Raw genomic sequence first — 16,677 nt, 5'->3', positions numbered from 1 at the left:
TTATGGGACACGTTATAACAAATGTTTTATTTTTGGTTATAAATGAAACTATATTACTTTCTTCAGTAAGGTACGATGAGATACTTTCGATATCATACAGCCTCTCTTCATTTAGAGTATCATTAAAGTAAACTGTCATTCTATGATTGCCGTAATTATACGTTATTGGCATTGATAACGTCATCGTTTCAGTTGATTTATTATCGCCGACAGTAAATGAATAGTAAAACATAACTAAAAATAGACACATTAAAGACGATGTTTGTATGATTTTTTCTAATCTATTCGCCTGGAGGGAATTACGTGATTTATTGTTGCTCCCCTTAATTTTATTTATTTGATACCCTTGTTTGGATATTGTCGATATCATATCTTTTTCACCGCACAAATATAGCTTTTTTCTTAGTGAATAAATGACTTGTGTTAAAGATTGATCAGATGCTTCCTGATCGGGCCATCCTATTTTTTTTAATGTTTCTTTAGGTATGGCTTCTCCACTATATGTGCAGAGGTAGGAAAGTATGGCATTTTCAGACTTGTTTAAACATTGCTCTTTTTTATAACTGTTTATTTTCCCTTCATTATCATTAAAAGTAATAATTTCTGATATTTTATATAACATGACTAAACCCTCCATGGAAGAAGTCTTGATAAGGTGTCATTTATTATTGTTATAAAAACGAAATGTTTTAGTAAGTACTTATGTATCGATAGTTGTATATGTAACGTATTAATTAATAGCATAATATTACTGTTTTCACCAGTATTTATGCCTAAGTGAACTGTATTCAAGATATATTTTTATGGGTTTACTATATTGTGGAAAGCTCTGCACAAAAACGTTACGCGGCTCAGTTATTTGTTGGTAGGGCTTTTTTAACGGCAAGAATTACTTTTCGCTAAAGCCCTGAGTATTACTCAGGGGCTTTAGCTTTAGCGTTAGTGAGTAAAAAATCAAGCGGCGAGGGCCTTATTAAACCACCTAGCTTTAGCATGGTCGTATGCCAAGTTATATAGAATCGAATAAACCAAAAAGAAAATCACGATACCAATATCTAGAATCAGCACAGTCCAAAAGTCGAGTTGCAATATCCACATTAGTAGCGGGATTGTGGCAAATAACAATCCAAACTCAAAGCCAATACCATGCACGACACGAAGCCCCATTTTGCGAGATAGTCGCTCATCACCAAATACCTTATCAAAACCTAAGTTGTACACATAGTTCCATACCATCGCGATAAGTGACATCATCAGGCCTAAGCCGCCCACTTCAGCAGGGTTATGGCTAGTAAATAAACTTGTACCAACCATGATGATAAGTAAGGCGAATACCTCAAATAGCACTGAGTGTAAGATACGTTCTTTTATTGTCATGATTATTTATCCAAGATAATGATGTAAGTAAATCTATGCGTCTAATCTATCTTGATATAAGATTAAATCTAGTTAGTTATTATCTGGTTTGTTGATAGTATGTATAACCTTGATCAATTGAATATGTTTGTGACAGCGGCAAAGCTTGGCTCATTTTCCGCGTGCGCCCGAAAACTGGGTAAAGCACAATCAGCCGTGAGCCATGGTATTTCTAGCCTTGAAATTGATTTGAATGTTGAACTGTTTGATCGCTCAACTAGAAAGCCGACATTGACTGTATCAGGCAAGCACTTGTTAACCTTCGCTGAAGCAACACTACAACAAGCCTACGAACTTGAAAGTGTCTCTAAGTCATTAAGTAATAAAGAAGAAACCCAATTAACGTTGGTAATAGATGATGCATTACAAGTATCAAGGTTATTTACTATTATCGAGCAATTTTCAACCCATTTTGCTGCTACTTCATTAAATATGGTTCTGTGTGCCAGCAGCGATATTATTGATTTTGTTAATCGTGGTAATGCAGATATTGGCGTAATGCTTAATGATATGACTTTCTCACGCGAGGTCGATATCTGTTATATCGGCAACTTAACGTTTGTACCTGTAGTCAGTACAGATCATCTCCTTCGCAAGTTAAAGCATGTTACTTCGGCGAACTTAATTCCTTATCGCCAATTAATGGTAAGAGGGGTTAATGGTAAGCAACAATCGAGTATGCAGCCTTTTTCTTCGCATATATGGTGGACAAATGATCATCGGACATTGATGAGCTATGTTGAGCGTGGGCTAGGGTGGGCATACTTGCCAGAATATCTTGTCGAAAAAGTAAATCAGGATAATAAACTGCATATCTTACCTGTAACTTTTGATCATAAGGCTTGGTCGATCCCTGTCGAATGTATAACACCCAAAACATTGAGTGCTGGACCTGCGGCAAAATGGCTAGTAAATGCGTTAAGCGGTTTATTGGGTTGATCACTGCTAATTAAGATTAAAATATCCCAATAATAACTGGTAGGTGGTTCATCTGACTGTATATTCATTTTTATAGCATATACCCTCCTGATCACCAAGAATCACCTACGATATGAAGATTAACAATCTCTCATTTTAATCAATAAAAATGATTCTGATGTCTTCGGCTCGCTCACCTTAAGTTAGTGATAATTTAAAATACCGTAGCGATATCAAAATAAGATATTGTTTTTATTGACTTTATTTTCTATCCCCCTCCTTTCTCCTACGGGTGAGTTTACGATTTGTTCACTCTTTTTTGACACAGGTTCATCCTAACTAAGCATTTATTTAGCAGAGAGTAATATTTTATAAAAACAGATGCTATTTAAATATTTATGCAGATTGCTAGATTAACAACCAGCTGTTTAAACTTTTGCATTAACACCTAGCAGAACTCTTTAATTGAACCCTAGGCTCTTTGGTGTTGACCAAAGAAAATTAATCCTTTTTTGATTGCCCCCTCACAAGCCCTTACTTTGTTGTGAGGGGTTCTTTTTGGGACTAAATATTATGAACCAAACATTAACTGAACAAATAGCAGATATATTCAAATGGAAAAAGTATGGGGTAGATAAAGTTATTACTCCTAGATACCATAAAAGCCGATTGAAGGGGAATCATGTTGATATTTATACTCAACGCGACCTTGATTATGTAATTTATGAAACTCGAAAATTACAATATATACATCAATATCTTGCTGAAAAATCAGGTAAAAAAATGCTAGCCCCACCAAAAGCGCAGAAAGGCAGAGTATCGTTAGATGCGAAGGTCTTGGCTTATGAAAAGCATATACTTCGGCTGAAAATTGCTAATAACCTGTTATCTCGTGTGTTGCTTAATGTTCCAAAGCTCTAGCTTTTCATAAATAAAAAAGCCCAAGCAAAAGCTCGGGCTAGACGATAGCGTACTAAGTCGTTATTGACCTGCTTTTAGCTTCTGGTAGTATTCTTCGTAGATAGTATTTGCTGAGTCAACACTGTCTTGCCATTCACCAGCATCCATCACTTCTTGTGGCGGGTAGATGCTTGGGTCGTTAACAAATTCTGCAGGAAGTAGCTTCTTAGCTGTTTTAACTGGTGTTGGGTAACCAATCTCCATTGCAATCTTCGCGGCATTTTCTGGGCGAAGCAAGAAGTCGATCATCTGGTGTGCAGCATCGATGTTTTTAGCATTTTTTGGAATTGAAATACTGTCCATCCAGAAAATAGCGCCTTCTTCTGGCCAAACGATGTCAACTTCTGCACCATCTTGACGAGCCATATATGCAGAGCCGTTCCACAGCATACCAAGTGATGTTTCTCCTGCCATGTATGGGTTAGCAGGGTAGTCTGAATTGAAAACTAATACATTCGGCATTAGCTTTTGCAGTTCGTGGTAAGCCGCTTTAATTTCCTCAGGGTTTTGAGTGTTACCCGAGTAGCCAAGCTTACGAAGTGCGATGTGGAAAAACTCACGTGCGTCATCCATCATCATTAGCTGACCTTCCCATTTAGGGTCCCATAGATCTGCCCAGCTTGATACTTCTTCTTTATCCATCATGTCGGTATTTACACCGATACCCGTTGCACCCCAAATGTATGGAATAGAGTAATCATTTTTTGGGTCGAATTCTTTGTATAGGAAGTTTGTATCAAGATCGGCAAAATGCTCTAGCTTTGATTTGTCGATCTTTTGAAGCATATCTTCATCGCGCATCTTAGATACGTAGTATGCCGACGGTACAACTAAGTCATAGCCGCTGCTATGAGTCTTAAGTCTTGCGTACATGGTTTCATTCGACTCGTAAGTCGAATAAATTACTTTAATGCCAGTTTCTTTCGTAAACTGTTCTAATACTTCATTAGGAACGTATTCAGACCAGTTATAGAAATAAAGCTCTTTGTCTGCAGCGTTTGCCATGCCCGAAAGCATCGCCATTGCACAAACACCACCGGCCATTAAAGAAGACCATTTTTTCATTTTTATATGCTCCAAAGTAACAGGAATTTTGAGAGTGTTCTCTAGCGAATGTACTCGTGAATATGTAATACATATCGGCCATGAGTACTTTACCGCTTCTCCTACAAAGTTATAAAAGAGCTTAGCGTAAGCTAAGTGACTTTTACGGATAATGGTAAATAAAAATAAGGCAGAAATGCCAAATATACGTAGGGATTATAGCAGGGAACAGTTGTTGTTATAGAAGAATAATCGGCTTTTGATGATCGTGTGAGTTATAAATAGCCATTTTACATGGAGGGTTAAGTGCAATGGTGATGTTTAATATAAAAAGGCAGCCTAAATAGGCTGCCATAAAGACGAATGCTCAACGCTATTTACTGTCCGGCTTTTAGCTCTAAAAAGTAGTTCTCATAACGAATGTTCATTTCGCCTACTGAATCTTGCCATTCACCACGGTCAAGATCTTCCTGTGGTGGGAAAAGTGTAGGGTTGTCTTTATATTTTGCATTTGATGCTTTGATGGCTGTTAAGTAACCCGTCTCTTCAGAAATCTTTGCGGCGACGTCAGGGCGTAGCAAGAAATCAATCATCTTATGGGCTGCTTCAACATTTTTTGCATTCTTTGCGATAGCTAGGCTATCTACCCAGAATATGCCGCCTTCTTTGGGCCATATTAACTCGATAGGCAAACCTTCTTTTTGCGCCGCAGCGGCTGAGCCGTTCCACAGCATACCAAGGCCAACTTCACCAGCTAAGTACGGTGCAGCAGGGTTGTCAGAGTTAAATACCAACACGTTTGGCATTAATTTCTTAAGCTCTTTATGAGCTTCATCAATTTGTTTCGGGTCAGTAGTGTTGCCTGAATATCCTAGCTTGCGTAATGCAATATGGAACACTTCACGTGTGTCATCCATTAGCATTAGTTGGCCTTCAAGTTCAGGGTTCCATAGGTCCGCCCAGCTATCAAAATCAGCAGGATCATACATATCAGTATTTACTGCTAAACCTGTCATTGCGATAACATGTGGAATCGAGTAATCGTTGTTAGGGTCAAACGGCTTGTCGAGATAATTGCTATCAAGCTCCTGAAAATTTGAAAGCTTTGACTTATCAATTTTCTGTAGCATGCCTTCATCACGCATTTTAGCCACGAAGTAAGTTGATGGAACAACTAGATCGTAACCGTTAGGGTGTGCCCTTAACTTCGCGTACATCGTTTCATTCGACTCGTAAGTCGAGTAAATCACTTTAATACCCGTTTCTTTTGTGAACTGTTCACGCAATTCCGACGAAATATACGGACCCCAGTTCATAAAGACTAATTCTTTGTCTGCAGCGTTCGCAAAAGAAGAAAACATTGCAGCAGCGCATGCAGTACCGGTTAAAAAAGCGGACCATTTTTTCATTCGTTTATCATCTCCAAAACCCCTTTAGGGTATTGATAAAAAACAAGTGATTAACCTTTCGATTAATCACTTGCGGTTCATGGCACAAATGCCAATTTTAGAACTTATATTTCGTTACTTAACTTTCTCTCGAGCGAGAAGTTGTGAACAAACCACCAGCACCAATGACACGATTAGCATAATTGTAGCTAATGCATTTACTTCTGGGGAAATACCCACTTTAACCATTGAGTAAATTTTCAACGGTAATATTTCATAGCTTGGACCTGTTACAAATGAGCTAACAATCACATCATCGAGTGAAAGGGTGAAGCTCAGTAACCAGCCTGCAGCAACCGCAGGCTTTGCCAATGGTAGGATAATCTGTTTTAAAATCACCCACTCACTCGCACCAAGATCTCGTGCGGCTTCAAGCATCTTCACATCAAAGCCTTTTAGTCGGCTATACACGGTTACCACTACGAATGGTAAACAAAACGTGATGTGAGAAAGGAGCAAGCTCATGAACCCAAGTTCAGCGCCAACCAGAATAAACAATGCCAGTAGTGATATTGCCATTACAATATCTGGCGACATCATCACCACAAACAGCATACCGTTAACGAAATGTTTGCCTCTAAACTGATAACGGAATAGGGCAACAGCCGTTAAGCTACCGATGATTGCAGCGGCAGTTGCAGAGAAAACTGCAATATTTAATGAATGCCATGCGGCCTGCATTAAGCTGTCGTTGTTAAGTAGTTGGTGATACCACTGGGTTGTAAAGCCACCCCATTTCATACCAAATTTGCTGGCATTAAAGGAGTTAACTATCAAAATAATAATTGGCGTATAAAGGAAGGCATACACCACAGTCATAAAACTGAATTTAAATATGCGTCCCATTATTCCAGCTCCACTTTACGGTTAAGCAACTTACCTGCACGGTAGTAGGCATAAAGCATTACTGCCATTGCCATAGTAAGGGCGATACTCGTTGCTGCACCAAATGGCCAATCTCGCGCATTTAATACCTGGCTCTTAATGACATTACCGATAAGTAGGTTCTTTGCACCACCTAACAGGTCAGAAACATAGAACATGCCTAACGCGGGTAAAAGTACAAGCAAGCAACCTGCAATAATACCGGGCATCGTTAGTGGGAAAATAACTTTTACAAATGTTTGAAACTTATTTGCCCCAAGATCGCGAGCCGCTTCGATGTAGTTGTGATCTAATTTTTCAATTGCCGAATACAGTGGTAGCACCATAAACGGTAGAAGAATATAGACTAAACCAATCATGACAGCATACTCGGTATACATAATACGAATAGGCTTATCAATAATGTCTAAATACAGAAGGGTATTATTAAAAATACCGCGCGTACCTAGCATGATTTTTAAACCGTATGTACGAATTAGCGAGTTAGTCCAAAATGGAACAATCACTAAAAACAGCATAAATGGACGCCATTTCTCTGGCATCTTTGCAATCGCGTAGGCAAATGGGTAACCAATGAGCAAACAGATCATTGTTGCTACCAATGCCATATAAAACGAGTGCATCATGACCTTTGCATAAAGCGGATCAAACAACCTGGTGTAGTTGTCTAATGTAAAGGTCATTTCAATCAGGTTTGCATCATCTCGAGTTAAGAAGCTGGTACCGATGATCATTAGGTTTGGGATAAATACAAACGCCAATAACCAACCAACAATAACTGTAATGATGATGTTTTGAAGATTAAGCTTCTTGTTCATCTGCCAGCACCACTTCCCAACTTTCAACCCAAGTAATCGCAACTTTTTGATCAAGAGAGTGGTCTACATCAGGATCATCTTCATTGAAGAATTCACTTACCATTACTGATGTACCCGTTTCAAGCTCAACGACCGAATCGAGTGTCATACCCTTATAAGTACGATCTCGGACGTAGCCAATAATGCCTTTTGCATCATCACCGTTGTTAATCTCTTCAAGCCGAATATCTTCAGGGCGCAGTAGTACTTTTACTTTATCGCCTGCTTTAACCGCTATCTTACAGTGAATTAATGAAGAGCGGCCTTCAACATCTGCAAGTACACGGCTTTCGTCTAAACGCTCTTTTACAACAGCATCAAAGACATTAATTTCACCAATGAAGCGAGCAACAAACAAGTTCGCAGGCTCTTCGTAAATTTCACGAGGCGTGCCATCTTGCTCTATATTCCCGTCACGCATCACGATGATACGGTCTGACATTGACAAAGCTTCTTCTTGGTCATGGGTAACGAAGATAAACGTAATACCCAGTTTACGCTGAAGCTGCTTAAGCTCGATCTGCATTTGTTTACGTAATTTGTAATCAAGTGCCGAGAGCGATTCATCAAGTAATAAGACCTTGGGTTTGTTAACGACTGCACGAGCAATGGCTACACGCTGTTGTTGGCCGCCAGATAATTGATGAGGCTTACGCGGTGCAAATTGCTCAAGCTGAACCATGCGCAATGCTTCCATTACACGAGGCTCAATATCACGCTCGGCAACTTTTTGCATGCGAAGGCCAAATGCAACATTTTCAAATACAGTCATGTGCGGGAAAAGCGCATAACTTTGGAAAACCGTGTTGACATGGCGTTGTTCTGCAGGAATTTGGGTAACGTCGCTGTTAGCGATAACAATGTGTCCGGCATCGGCATTTTCAAAACCCGCGATCAATCGCAAAACAGTGGTTTTACCGCAACCAGAAGGACCCAAAATGGTAAGAAATTCACCATCGTTAACGTTCAGATCGAGACCAGTGATGATTTGCTTTCCATCAAAACTCTTACTCAGCCCTTTAAGCTGAATCACTGGTGCTTTAGTTGTTTGTGCAGCGTTCAATTCTACGTTATCTCCACCTTGGGGTCTAACAGGTCATCCCCAACTTTAGGCTAATTTTTAGGAGGCGCATGATAGACCCCTAACCGCGTAAATTAAAGCGTTTTTTTCTTGTTTTTTAGAATGAATTGCCCACTATTTTATATGCTTGCTTACAGTTGACTAAGCGTTAACCTATGCTTTTAAAAAAAGGCTTAAAAAACAAAGATAAAGCTTCACTGTTCATTCGTTGCAATCTATTAAGCATAGATCATGTATTTTCGCGTTTTTTGACTTTTTGTAATTAAAGGGGAGGTGCAGCAATCAGTTAATAACACACATCTATTTTTATATCGGCTTCACCTAGCGTACAATCAGCACCCCAAATGTTTAAGATTTAGTGAAAACAGAATGAATAACAAAACTTTCCATGTCGGTGGTTCGGTTGAAAAAGCAGTGAAAGGCGAGAGCGAACTGCAATCTTTAGCTGTTCTTCAAGAAGCGTGGCGGGTAACAGCCAAAAATTTGCTCACTTTTTTGCCTGCGGTTATTGGGTTGTTTTTAGCGCAAGTAGCGCTATTACTGCTTGGATTACAAGTGCAACTTGGCAGTGCTGGCATGTTCTTCGACTCAATTATTCAAGGTGGTGAAATATCGGCCGAGGTGATAGAGGCGGGTTACATGGCCAATTTTTGGTCTGATGTATTAAGCGCTCCCTTATATGCAGGGATAAGCTTGATGGCACTTAATCATGCGGTTGGACTGCCAAGTAAGCCTAGTCATCTAGTAAAAGGTTTCCCATTTGCCTTGGTTTCAATTGTCACTGTTTTGCTAACGTCGTCTTTACAAGGTATTGGTAATGCATTGTTCCCAGTTGTTGGGTTGTTTTTATCTATGGCTTTTAGCTTCGCGATCATTCTCGTATGCGAAAAGCGTATTACGCCATTAAAAGCAATACAATACTCTCTAATGGCGACAGGGCGTAAGATCTTACCAATGAGTGCAATCTTCATTGCGATTATGACGATGTTTATTATTTCTTTTGCAACGGCGGGAATCGGCCTTATTTGGACCATTCCATTTTTCTTCAATGCAAAAGCGATTATCTACCGTAATCTATTTGGTATTACTCTTCAGGTTAGCACTGTACAAAAAGGCAGTGATAGTGATGATGACTCTCAATCTAAATCAACAGATTCAAAGGTTTTCGACGCGTGATAACAAGAGCAAAAAACAGTGTAATAGCGATGGTATTATTGGGTGGCCTTACGGCCTGTGGAGAGACCCCAACGTCAGAAATGAGTGCGGAAATCTCGGAACAGGATCAGCTTAAAGCTGATACAAATGCCATTCTTGGTAAATTGACGCAAATGGAACAAAACAGGGGAGAGGCTATAGGTAAACCTGACTTTGCAAGCATTGCTGATGTAAACCAAAAGAAAACCGCATTTTTTGACTACCTTCGCCCGGCTGTCGAGCATGAAAATAGACGTGTTGAGAAAGAGCGACAATTTTTAGTGCAGCTGCAAAAGCTTATCCAGTCTGGCGATAAATTAGAAAGCGAAAAAGTATTTTACGCTAAAAAGCTAGGTAAAAATTATAGCTATGATTTGGCTAGTGACATTGTCACGGAAAGTTGGTTAGAAGAAATGCTTAATCGAGTGGATGKATTACCCGAATCATTAGTGCTTAGCCAAGCCGCAAATGAATCAGGGTGGGGTACATCACGCTTTGCTGTTGAAGGTAACAATTATTTTGGCCAATGGTGTTATCGTAAAGGCTGTGGGTTAATCCCCGCCTCTCGAAAAGATGATGCCACACATGAAGTTGCCGTTTTTGACTCAGCTTATCTCTCTGTTCAAGCGTACTTTATGAATGTTAATCGTAACCGTGCTTATCAAGATCTTCGTGATATTCGAACGGCACAGCGGCAAGCTGGAAATACTATTGAAGGCTCTAAACTTGCAGAGGGGTTGATTCGATACTCTGAGCGAGGTCATGCTTATATCGAAGAAATACAAGCCATGATCAAGCATAACAATCAATATTGGCGCCAAGGATAAAGGATGAAGTTAACCCATTGGCTATTTGCTGGTTTATTTGCCAGCACTTCGCTACATGCTCAACAGGATGTTATTGAACCTGCAACACAAAAAATTGAGATGCGATACAGCACTCTCTATGGCAAGTTAAAACAGAATGTTAAAGAAGGCCATGATGATGTAAAAATAGCCTTCTTCTTGTTAGATCAGCGCGATGGTAGCGTGTGTGAAATTCATAAAGCATCAATGAGAAAAGATGCCCATTATGAAGAGTTATCTATTCCTGCCAGTAACGAAATGTCCGTACCCGTTGATAATAACTTACGCCAAGCGAATCCTGATGTGACTTTTGTAATTGATGAGGGCATTACATGCGATGTCTCAATGCAAGTCATCGCAAAAGGATCGTATGGCAATCAAATTAGTCAAACAGATGTTGCTGTACTTACACCTCAAATGAACCAGCTACTTTCTGATCTAGGTGGAATGTTTTCTGGTTGGTTTATGCCAGAAGTCGCCGGCATTGTGGTGCATTTTGCCGAACCGTTGAGCCAGCCTGTTACCTTTTCCAATGGCCAACAAGCAGAAGTACAAGGTAAAACGCTGATATTACCGCTGTCTTCTCTAGGTGAAAATGAGCTGCTAACGCTTGAGCAGCCTGTTGTTAAAGTGACACCTTGGGTTCCAAGAGCGTAATTCGTTAGAGAATAAGTTAAAGCCCGGCTTGCCGGGCTTTTTTGTTTTTGGAAACCAGTTTTCGTGCTTAACAATTAAAAATTTAAATCTTGCTCTTTGGCCTTAACCCTTACGCCTCCCTTCTTATGTTCTGTTAGTTTTAAACCATTGCTACTTTCATAAGAAACGAACAGTTGTGCGTTGTTGCTAAGCCATTTAGATACTTCAGAAGTGATAATAGAGTTGGGTAAGTAACGTGATTGGCAATGTTGGTTGAAGGTTTGGTGAGCTTGGCGTTTAAACTCTGAAGCTATTTGTGGGTAGAATAAATTGAGTTTGTCTTTGCCTTCTTTAGTGCAGATATGCAGGTTAGCTTTTAATTTTCCTTGTCGGTAGTGCAACTTGAGCTTGGCGGGTATATTTCCGTTTATTACTGGAATGTTGATATCCGATGTTTGCTCAATTGTTTTGTGAGGTAAAAATAGTGTTTCCAACATGAGAGGCCTCCTTGGCGATCTTCTCAAACGTTAAGTAACTGATCAATAACCCTATCTTATAGCCTCTCCTGAAATATATTCTTAGCGAACGTCACACAACCTGAATGCTTGCTAAACAAGATGTGAGTTCTACGGCAGGGTGTCAAGTTTTTACAATTCGACATACTTTTTATTCATTTTTATGTATTGATAAGAGTGATAAAAGTTGCTGTTCACGGTGAATAAATGAATAAAAGTTCTGATAATGATGTGATTTACATAATAAAAACTGGTCTGAGTTCGAGATAAACCATATTAAATCCACAAAAAAATGATTCATCGCAATTCATTTTATTACTCATGCCTTGATACTTATTAGGAATTTTATACAACAAAATACGCAAAGAGTGGCACATGGATAAATTAATTGAGCGTTTTCTTCGATACGTAAGCTTTGAGACTCAATCAAACCCAAGCAATGCCCACTGTCCAAGTACTGAAGGGCAGCGAGTTTTAGCACAAGAACTGAAACAAGAATTAATTGAGCTTGGCCTAGACAGTGTTGAACTTGATGATAATGGTTATTTGATGGCACGCCTACCATCGAACGTAGACTACACCGTACCAGCAATTGGCTTTATTGCTCATATGGATACGGCACCAGATGCTTCTGGTAAAAATGTTATTCCACAAATTGTTGAAAACTATCAAGGCGGTGATATTGCATTAGGCATCGGTGATGAAGTGCTATCTCCTATTCAATATCCAGACCTAAAAAAATTACTCGGCCACAACATTATCACCACTGATGGTACAACACTATTAGGCGCTGACAATAAAGCGGGTATTGCCGAAATCATTACTGCCGTCGCTTTCCTGAAAGCAAACCCAGAGATCAAACACGGTGACATTTGCATTGGCTTTACCCCCGATGAAGAGATTGGCCGTGGCGCTAACCTGTTTGATGTCGAAAAGTTTGGTGCGCAATGGGCTTATACTATCGACGGTGGGCCAGTGGGTGAGTTGGAATACGAAAATTTCAATGCAACGTCTGCAGATGTGATTTGCTATGGTGTGAATGTACACCCAGGGACGGCAAAAAATAAGATGGTAAATGCAATGAACATTGCTGCAAAGTTCCAACTTATGATGCCTGCCGAAGAAACGCCTGAATGCACCGAAGGTTATGAAGGTTTTTATCACCTTAAATCGATGGAAGCAGGTGTTGCGCGAACTGAACTTGGTTATATCATCCGTGATTTTGATCGTGAAAGACTAGAGCAGCGTAAAGCGTTCATGCAGCAAAAGGTTGATGAGTTGAATACAGATCTACCGAAAGGGCGTGTAGAGCTTGTATTAACCGATTGCTACAACAACATGCGTGAAATGGTCGAGCCTCACCCGCATATTATCGAATGTGCACGACAAGCAATGATTGAATGTGATGTACAGCCGCTCATCAAACCAATTCGTGGTGGGACTGACGGTGCACGTTTGTCATTTATGGGCTTACCTTGTCCTAATATCTTCACTGGCGGTTACAACTTCCATGGTATTCATGAGTTCATTACGATAGAAGGTATGGAGCAGGCAGTAAAAGTGATTGTTAAATTGGCAGAAAACACGGCTAAACAGTCACAGTAACAACATGGAGTCATGCCTCAATGCTTAAGCCAGTTCATATATGGACTGGCTTTGTTGTATGTCAGCTACTAAAAAGTACACTCAACCTTTATCTTTCGTTGATAACACCGCGTATCCATTAATTGGTATTACGAACCAAAGGTGCTACTCTGTCTATATATGGACAAAACGTAGGTGTGATTATGAATACCTCTAAAGCAGAACAGGCTCAACAGCTGGTTAATGCAGGCAATAGCGTGTTGCCAGTGGTTTTTAATATTCTGGATAAGTGGTCATGTACTCAAGCCCAGCAAATGGCGCTACTTGGTATTAATAGTCGCTCGACACTCAATAAGTACCGTAGCCAACCAGATTCCGCAAAAGTTTCTAAAGATCTATTAGAAAGAATGAGTTATATCCTTAATATTCATAAATGCCTTCGCATCATGTTTACCGCAGAAGAAAGCGTGTACAACTGGGTACAAAAACCCAATAACCACCCATTTTTCGCTGGACGCTCGGCAATGGATATTATGTGCCAAGGAAAAGTTGTTGACCTGTATCAGGTTGCTTCACGGCTAAATGCATGGCGAGGTGGACGGTCATAAATGGACGTTATAAGTGTAAAAGACAGTAAGGTGTCGTTTAATAGTCAGCAGTGCTATCGTTTAATTCCGTCCAAGTATCCCCCAATAAACTTGTATGAAGATGTCTGTGAACCAGAGCAGTTAGAAGCAATATTTGCGATAGAAGCTATCACCAATCCTCGGCTTTCAGAAGAAGTTGGGGATTTCAGCCGTATTCCTGCTGACGAGCGACTCGTTGGTATTCCACATTGCAGTTTCGTTATGGCAGCTTTTACTCATGTAAACCCTGATGGTGCGAGATTTAATACTGCAGATTTTGGGGCATATTATGCCGCACCTGATATCAATACCGCGATCAAGGAAACTGTTCATCATATGGAACGCGTGATGGGCTTCACCAATGAACCTGCACAAGATATTCAAATGCGCTGCATCGATGCTTGGTTTATTGCTGACTTAATTGATTTGCGTTTACAAGAGGCTCTTGACTCATCCCTTTACCACCCAACAAATTACAATCAATCGCAAGCATTAGCATGCGATTTAAAAACAAGTAAAGCTGATGGTGTGGTTTACCAGTCAGTTCGACACCAAGGACATGACTGCTATGCATTATTTAAACCGAATGTTGTGACGAAGGTGTGCCAAAGTAAGCATTTTACTTATAAGTGGAACGGGGACTCGGTTAATTCTATTTTGGAAGTAAATTTAATCTAAATGGGGTCGGAGAGCTCATCAATAGGCTCTCCACCAATCTTATCCAGTATATTAAGAAGCTATAGTTTTGGTTGGTTCTTGATCTCTGGATGCTTATCTATTTCATCCACTATCCAATCATTTAAATGCTTTAAAATCGCAACAACAGCATGCTCTTTGGTTCCTTTCTCGTTATCTTTTACATCAAGTTGTTGTTTGGCATGTAAACCTGTTTCATTCTCTGCAATATGAAGCCAATCAGGGTGCCAGTAAAAGCTATGACCTTGATCCGTTATCCAATTATGCACACCGCAGTCTTCACCTTTGTAATTTAAATCATGAGCTTGGTATTTCTTCATGACTTGCCTCTGAGCTTTAATAGTCCTGAATAGAGTATAGAAGCAGACTAGATAGAGTAGATGCCTTTTGTTTGTTATCTTTACCTAAAAAAAAGCCGTTGCTTCAAGTCGCAACGGCTTAGTGGCTTAGCAGAAAATATTTTATGCGTTCAGGTAGCGTGTTTCTAAATGGGCTTTTAAATAGTCAGCATTTAAACGTTCGCCTGTTGCGTCAATTAGAAGTTGATCGGTTGAAACCGTCGACGCTTTCTTCCATACATGCTTATCTAACCAGTTGAAAATAGGTTGTAAATTACGTTCACGAATGAGGTTTTCAACATTCATCTCTTTGCGCATCGCAGCCATAAACTGCGCTGCATACATAGCGCCAAGCGTGTAGCTAGGGAAATAGCCAAACGCACCGTCTGTCCAGTGTATGTCTTGCATACAGCCATCTGTAAAATTACCTTTAGTTGAAATGCCAAGGTATTCTGTCATTTTCTTATCCCATAGCTCTGGGATATCAGCGACCTCAATATTGCCTTCAATAAGGTCTCGCTCGATTTCATAGCGCAGAATAACGTGAGCTGGGTAGGTAACTTCGTCAGCATCGACTCGAATTAACCCTGGCTTTACGCGAGTGTTTAATAGGGTTAAATTTTCCGGCGTCAATGATGGGTCATCGTAACGCTTAAAAGTTTCAGCGGCTAAAGGCGCTAAGATGTTTATAAAACACTCACTACGCGAAAGCTGCATCTCAAAGAACAAACTTTGAGATTCATGAACCCCCATTGAGCGAGCAGATCCAACGGGTAAGTCAGCCCATTTCTTTGGTAACCCTTGCTCATAGCGAGCATGTCCTGTTTCATGAATAACGCCCATTAATGCCGACGTAAAGTCGTCTTCATCATAGCGAGTAGTAATACGAACATCCGTCGGTACACCGCCACAGAATGGATGCGTGCTTACATCAAGGCGGCCATGATTAAAGTTAAATCCTAACTTAGTCATTAGCTCAAGGCTAAGTACTTTTTGTTGCTCGATAGGGAAAGGTCCTAACGGCTGAATGACTTCATCAGTTGACTGCTTGTCACGGATTTTACTAATAAGGGAAGGTAGCCAGGTTTTAACATTGGCGAATAAGACATCCAATTCTTTGCTTGTCATGCCAGGTTCGTATAAATCCAATAATGCATCATAACGACTTAGACCTGTTGCTTCTGCCCGTATTTGTGCTTCTCTGCGCGATAATTCAACAACAGCCTCAAGATTTTTACTAAACGAACGCCAATCATTCTCTGGTCGCTGTGAACGCCAGGCATGTTCACACTTCGAGCCAGCTAACGATTTCGATTCAACTAAATCTGCGGGTAATATATTAACGGCTTGCCAACTGCGTTTCATTTCTTGAAGGCTTGAGCGTTGTTCTGGTGAAAGTGACTCTCTTTCTGCCTGTTCAAACCAATCAGCAATATGCGGTGTAGTAGCAAGCTTATGGTGCATGACCAAGAGCTCTGCCATTGCTTCTGAACGAGCTTGATTTCCACCTTCAGGCATCATTGCAGCCTGATCCCAACCGCAAATAGAAGCAAGGTGCTCTAACTTAGAAAGCTTCTTATGATGTTGTTCTAGTTTTTGATAGAAAGTCATTACCTATCCTTATGTTGACTCAT

General features: G+C 40.2%; 18 protein-coding genes. 8 read left to right on the top strand and 10 right to left on the bottom strand.

The genetic code is table 11. The features are described 5' to 3' along the window. The coding region (locus L4D09_RS19990; protein WP_428459290.1) for a winged helix-turn-helix domain-containing protein at positions 1-622 on the bottom strand (622 nt) is incomplete at its 3' end. A 332-nt stretch (positions 623-954) separates the two neighbouring features. Beyond that, positions 955-1,377 carry a PACE efflux transporter gene (locus L4D09_RS19985; protein ID WP_428459289.1) on the bottom strand — a complete coding sequence of 141 codons (423 nt, stop codon included), beginning with the start codon at positions 1,375-1,377 and terminating at the stop codon, positions 955-957. Between the two features lie 99 nt (positions 1,378-1,476). Between L4D09_RS19985 and L4D09_RS19980 the strand changes: the two genes are divergently transcribed. Next, positions 1,477-2,355 carry a LysR family transcriptional regulator gene (locus L4D09_RS19980; RefSeq protein WP_428459288.1) on the top strand — a complete coding sequence of 293 codons (879 nt, stop codon included), beginning with the start codon at positions 1,477-1,479 and terminating at the stop codon, positions 2,353-2,355. A 552-nt stretch (positions 2,356-2,907) separates the two neighbouring features. After that, positions 2,908-3,255, top strand: a complete 348-nt coding sequence (locus L4D09_RS19975; RefSeq protein WP_428459287.1) for a hypothetical protein — start codon at positions 2,908-2,910, stop codon at positions 3,253-3,255. A 60-nt stretch (positions 3,256-3,315) separates the two neighbouring features. Here L4D09_RS19975 and L4D09_RS19970 read toward each other — a convergent pair whose 3' ends face one another. The 5 genes from L4D09_RS19970 to potA all read right to left on the bottom strand — a co-directional run bounded on the left by L4D09_RS19970 (position 3,316) and on the right by potA (position 8,591). Continuing rightward, a complete protein-coding gene (locus L4D09_RS19970) occupies positions 3,316-4,338 on the bottom strand; it encodes an extracellular solute-binding protein (protein ID WP_428459293.1) in 1,023 nt (340 codons plus the stop codon). A gap of 377 nt (positions 4,339-4,715) precedes the next feature. Beyond that, positions 4,716-5,747 carry an extracellular solute-binding protein gene (locus L4D09_RS19965; RefSeq protein WP_428459286.1) on the bottom strand — a complete coding sequence of 344 codons (1,032 nt, stop codon included), beginning with the start codon at positions 5,745-5,747 and terminating at the stop codon, positions 4,716-4,718. A 114-nt stretch (positions 5,748-5,861) separates the two neighbouring features. Beyond that, a complete protein-coding gene (potC, locus tag L4D09_RS19960; protein ID WP_428459285.1) occupies positions 5,862-6,632 on the bottom strand; it encodes a spermidine/putrescine ABC transporter permease PotC in 771 nt (256 codons plus the stop codon). Then, complete coding sequence (gene potB, locus L4D09_RS19955) at positions 6,632-7,489, bottom strand: spermidine/putrescine ABC transporter permease PotB (protein ID WP_428459284.1); 858 nt, start codon at positions 7,487-7,489, stop codon at positions 6,632-6,634. Before potB ends, potC begins: the two co-directional genes overlap by 1 nt. After that, the gene (potA, locus tag L4D09_RS19950; protein WP_428459283.1) at positions 7,473-8,591 is read right to left on the bottom strand and encodes a spermidine/putrescine ABC transporter ATP-binding protein PotA; all 1,119 of its coding nucleotides are present in this window, start codon (positions 8,589-8,591) and stop codon (positions 7,473-7,475) included. The genes potB and potA overlap by 17 nt, the downstream gene beginning before the upstream one ends. Before the next feature lie 387 nt (positions 8,592-8,978). Here potA and L4D09_RS19945 point away from each other — a divergent pair, with 387 nt between their 5' ends. From L4D09_RS19945 to L4D09_RS19935, 3 genes are read left to right on the top strand one after another with little or no spacing between them, the layout of a single operon-like run. Further along, positions 8,979-9,785, top strand: coding sequence for a hypothetical protein (locus tag L4D09_RS19945; RefSeq protein ID WP_428459282.1), 807 nt, complete (start codon positions 8,979-8,981; stop codon positions 9,783-9,785). Then, a complete protein-coding gene (locus L4D09_RS19940; RefSeq protein ID WP_428459281.1) occupies positions 9,782-10,630 on the top strand; it encodes a glucosaminidase domain-containing protein in 849 nt (282 codons plus the stop codon). The genes L4D09_RS19945 and L4D09_RS19940 overlap by 4 nt, the downstream gene beginning before the upstream one ends. Positions 10,631-10,633: 3 nt before the next feature. Next, positions 10,634-11,305 (top strand): DUF2987 domain-containing protein, encoded by a 672-nt coding sequence (locus L4D09_RS19935; RefSeq protein ID WP_428459280.1) that lies wholly within the window; start codon positions 10,634-10,636, stop codon positions 11,303-11,305. A gap of 74 nt (positions 11,306-11,379) precedes the next feature. Here the strand turns inward: L4D09_RS19935 and L4D09_RS19930 are convergent, their stop codons facing one another. After that, positions 11,380-11,781: a hypothetical protein gene (locus L4D09_RS19930; protein WP_428459279.1), complete on the bottom strand. Its 402-nt coding sequence runs from the start codon at positions 11,779-11,781 to the stop codon at positions 11,380-11,382. A 393-nt stretch (positions 11,782-12,174) separates the two neighbouring features. Here L4D09_RS19930 and pepT point away from each other — a divergent pair, with 393 nt between their 5' ends. From pepT to L4D09_RS19915, 3 genes are all read left to right on the top strand, one after another. Further along, the gene (pepT, locus tag L4D09_RS19925) at positions 12,175-13,404 is read left to right on the top strand and encodes a peptidase T (RefSeq protein ID WP_428459278.1); all 1,230 of its coding nucleotides are present in this window, start codon (positions 12,175-12,177) and stop codon (positions 13,402-13,404) included. A gap of 182 nt (positions 13,405-13,586) precedes the next feature. Further along, positions 13,587-13,991 carry an MbcA/ParS/Xre antitoxin family protein gene (locus L4D09_RS19920; RefSeq protein WP_428459277.1) on the top strand — a complete coding sequence of 135 codons (405 nt, stop codon included), beginning with the start codon at positions 13,587-13,589 and terminating at the stop codon, positions 13,989-13,991. Further along, positions 13,992-14,687: an RES family NAD+ phosphorylase gene (locus L4D09_RS19915; protein ID WP_428459276.1), complete on the top strand. Its 696-nt coding sequence runs from the start codon at positions 13,992-13,994 to the stop codon at positions 14,685-14,687. Between the two features lie 59 nt (positions 14,688-14,746). On the opposite strand, the gene L4D09_RS19910 is transcribed toward L4D09_RS19915, so the two are convergent. After that, positions 14,747-15,025 carry a hypothetical protein gene (locus tag L4D09_RS19910; protein WP_428459275.1) on the bottom strand — a complete coding sequence of 93 codons (279 nt, stop codon included), beginning with the start codon at positions 15,023-15,025 and terminating at the stop codon, positions 14,747-14,749. A 141-nt stretch (positions 15,026-15,166) separates the two neighbouring features. Beyond that, positions 15,167-16,654 (bottom strand): carboxypeptidase M32, encoded by a 1,488-nt coding sequence (locus L4D09_RS19905; protein WP_428459274.1) that lies wholly within the window; start codon positions 16,652-16,654, stop codon positions 15,167-15,169. Positions 16,655-16,677: the final 23 nt, after the last annotated feature.

This window comes from Photobacterium makurazakiensis (assembly GCF_050336715.1).
GTDB classification, from domain to species: Bacteria; Pseudomonadota; Gammaproteobacteria; order Enterobacterales; family Vibrionaceae; genus Photobacterium; species Photobacterium makurazakiensis.
Note: the sequence above shows the minus strand (reverse complement) of the source record. Positions and strands in the feature narration are given on the sequence as shown.

Bases quoted from the DNA above. Each gene is read 5' to 3' on its own strand.
- L4D09_RS19985 (WP_428459289.1), bottom strand. From the start codon at position 1,377: ATGACAATAAAAGAACGTATCTTACACTCAGTGCTATTTGAGGTATTC.
- L4D09_RS19980 (WP_428459288.1), top strand. From the start codon at position 1,477: ATGTATAACCTTGATCAATTGAATATGTTTGTGACAGCGGCAAAGCTT.
- L4D09_RS19975 (WP_428459287.1), top strand. From the start codon at position 2,908: ATGAACCAAACATTAACTGAACAAATAGCAGATATATTCAAATGGAAA.
- L4D09_RS19970 (WP_428459293.1), bottom strand. From the start codon at position 4,338: ATGGCCGGTGGTGTTTGTGCAATGGCGATGCTTTCGGGCATGGCAAAC.
- L4D09_RS19965 (WP_428459286.1), bottom strand. From the start codon at position 5,747: ATGAAAAAATGGTCCGCTTTTTTAACCGGTACTGCATGCGCTGCTGCA.
- potC (WP_428459285.1), bottom strand. From the start codon at position 6,632: ATGGGACGCATATTTAAATTCAGTTTTATGACTGTGGTGTATGCCTTC.
- potB (WP_428459284.1), bottom strand. From the start codon at position 7,489: ATGAACAAGAAGCTTAATCTTCAAAACATCATCATTACAGTTATTGTT.
- L4D09_RS19945 (WP_428459282.1), top strand. From the start codon at position 8,979: ATGAATAACAAAACTTTCCATGTCGGTGGTTCGGTTGAAAAAGCAGTG.
- L4D09_RS19935 (WP_428459280.1), top strand. From the start codon at position 10,634: ATGAAGTTAACCCATTGGCTATTTGCTGGTTTATTTGCCAGCACTTCG.
- L4D09_RS19930 (WP_428459279.1), bottom strand. From the start codon at position 11,781: ATGTTGGAAACACTATTTTTACCTCACAAAACAATTGAGCAAACATCG.
- pepT (WP_428459278.1), top strand. From the start codon at position 12,175: ATGGATAAATTAATTGAGCGTTTTCTTCGATACGTAAGCTTTGAGACT.
- L4D09_RS19920 (WP_428459277.1), top strand. From the start codon at position 13,587: ATGAATACCTCTAAAGCAGAACAGGCTCAACAGCTGGTTAATGCAGGC.
- L4D09_RS19915 (WP_428459276.1), top strand. From the start codon at position 13,992: ATGGACGTTATAAGTGTAAAAGACAGTAAGGTGTCGTTTAATAGTCAG.
- L4D09_RS19910 (WP_428459275.1), bottom strand. From the start codon at position 15,025: ATGAAGAAATACCAAGCTCATGATTTAAATTACAAAGGTGAAGACTGC.
- L4D09_RS19905 (WP_428459274.1), bottom strand. From the start codon at position 16,654: ATGACTTTCTATCAAAAACTAGAACAACATCATAAGAAGCTTTCTAAG.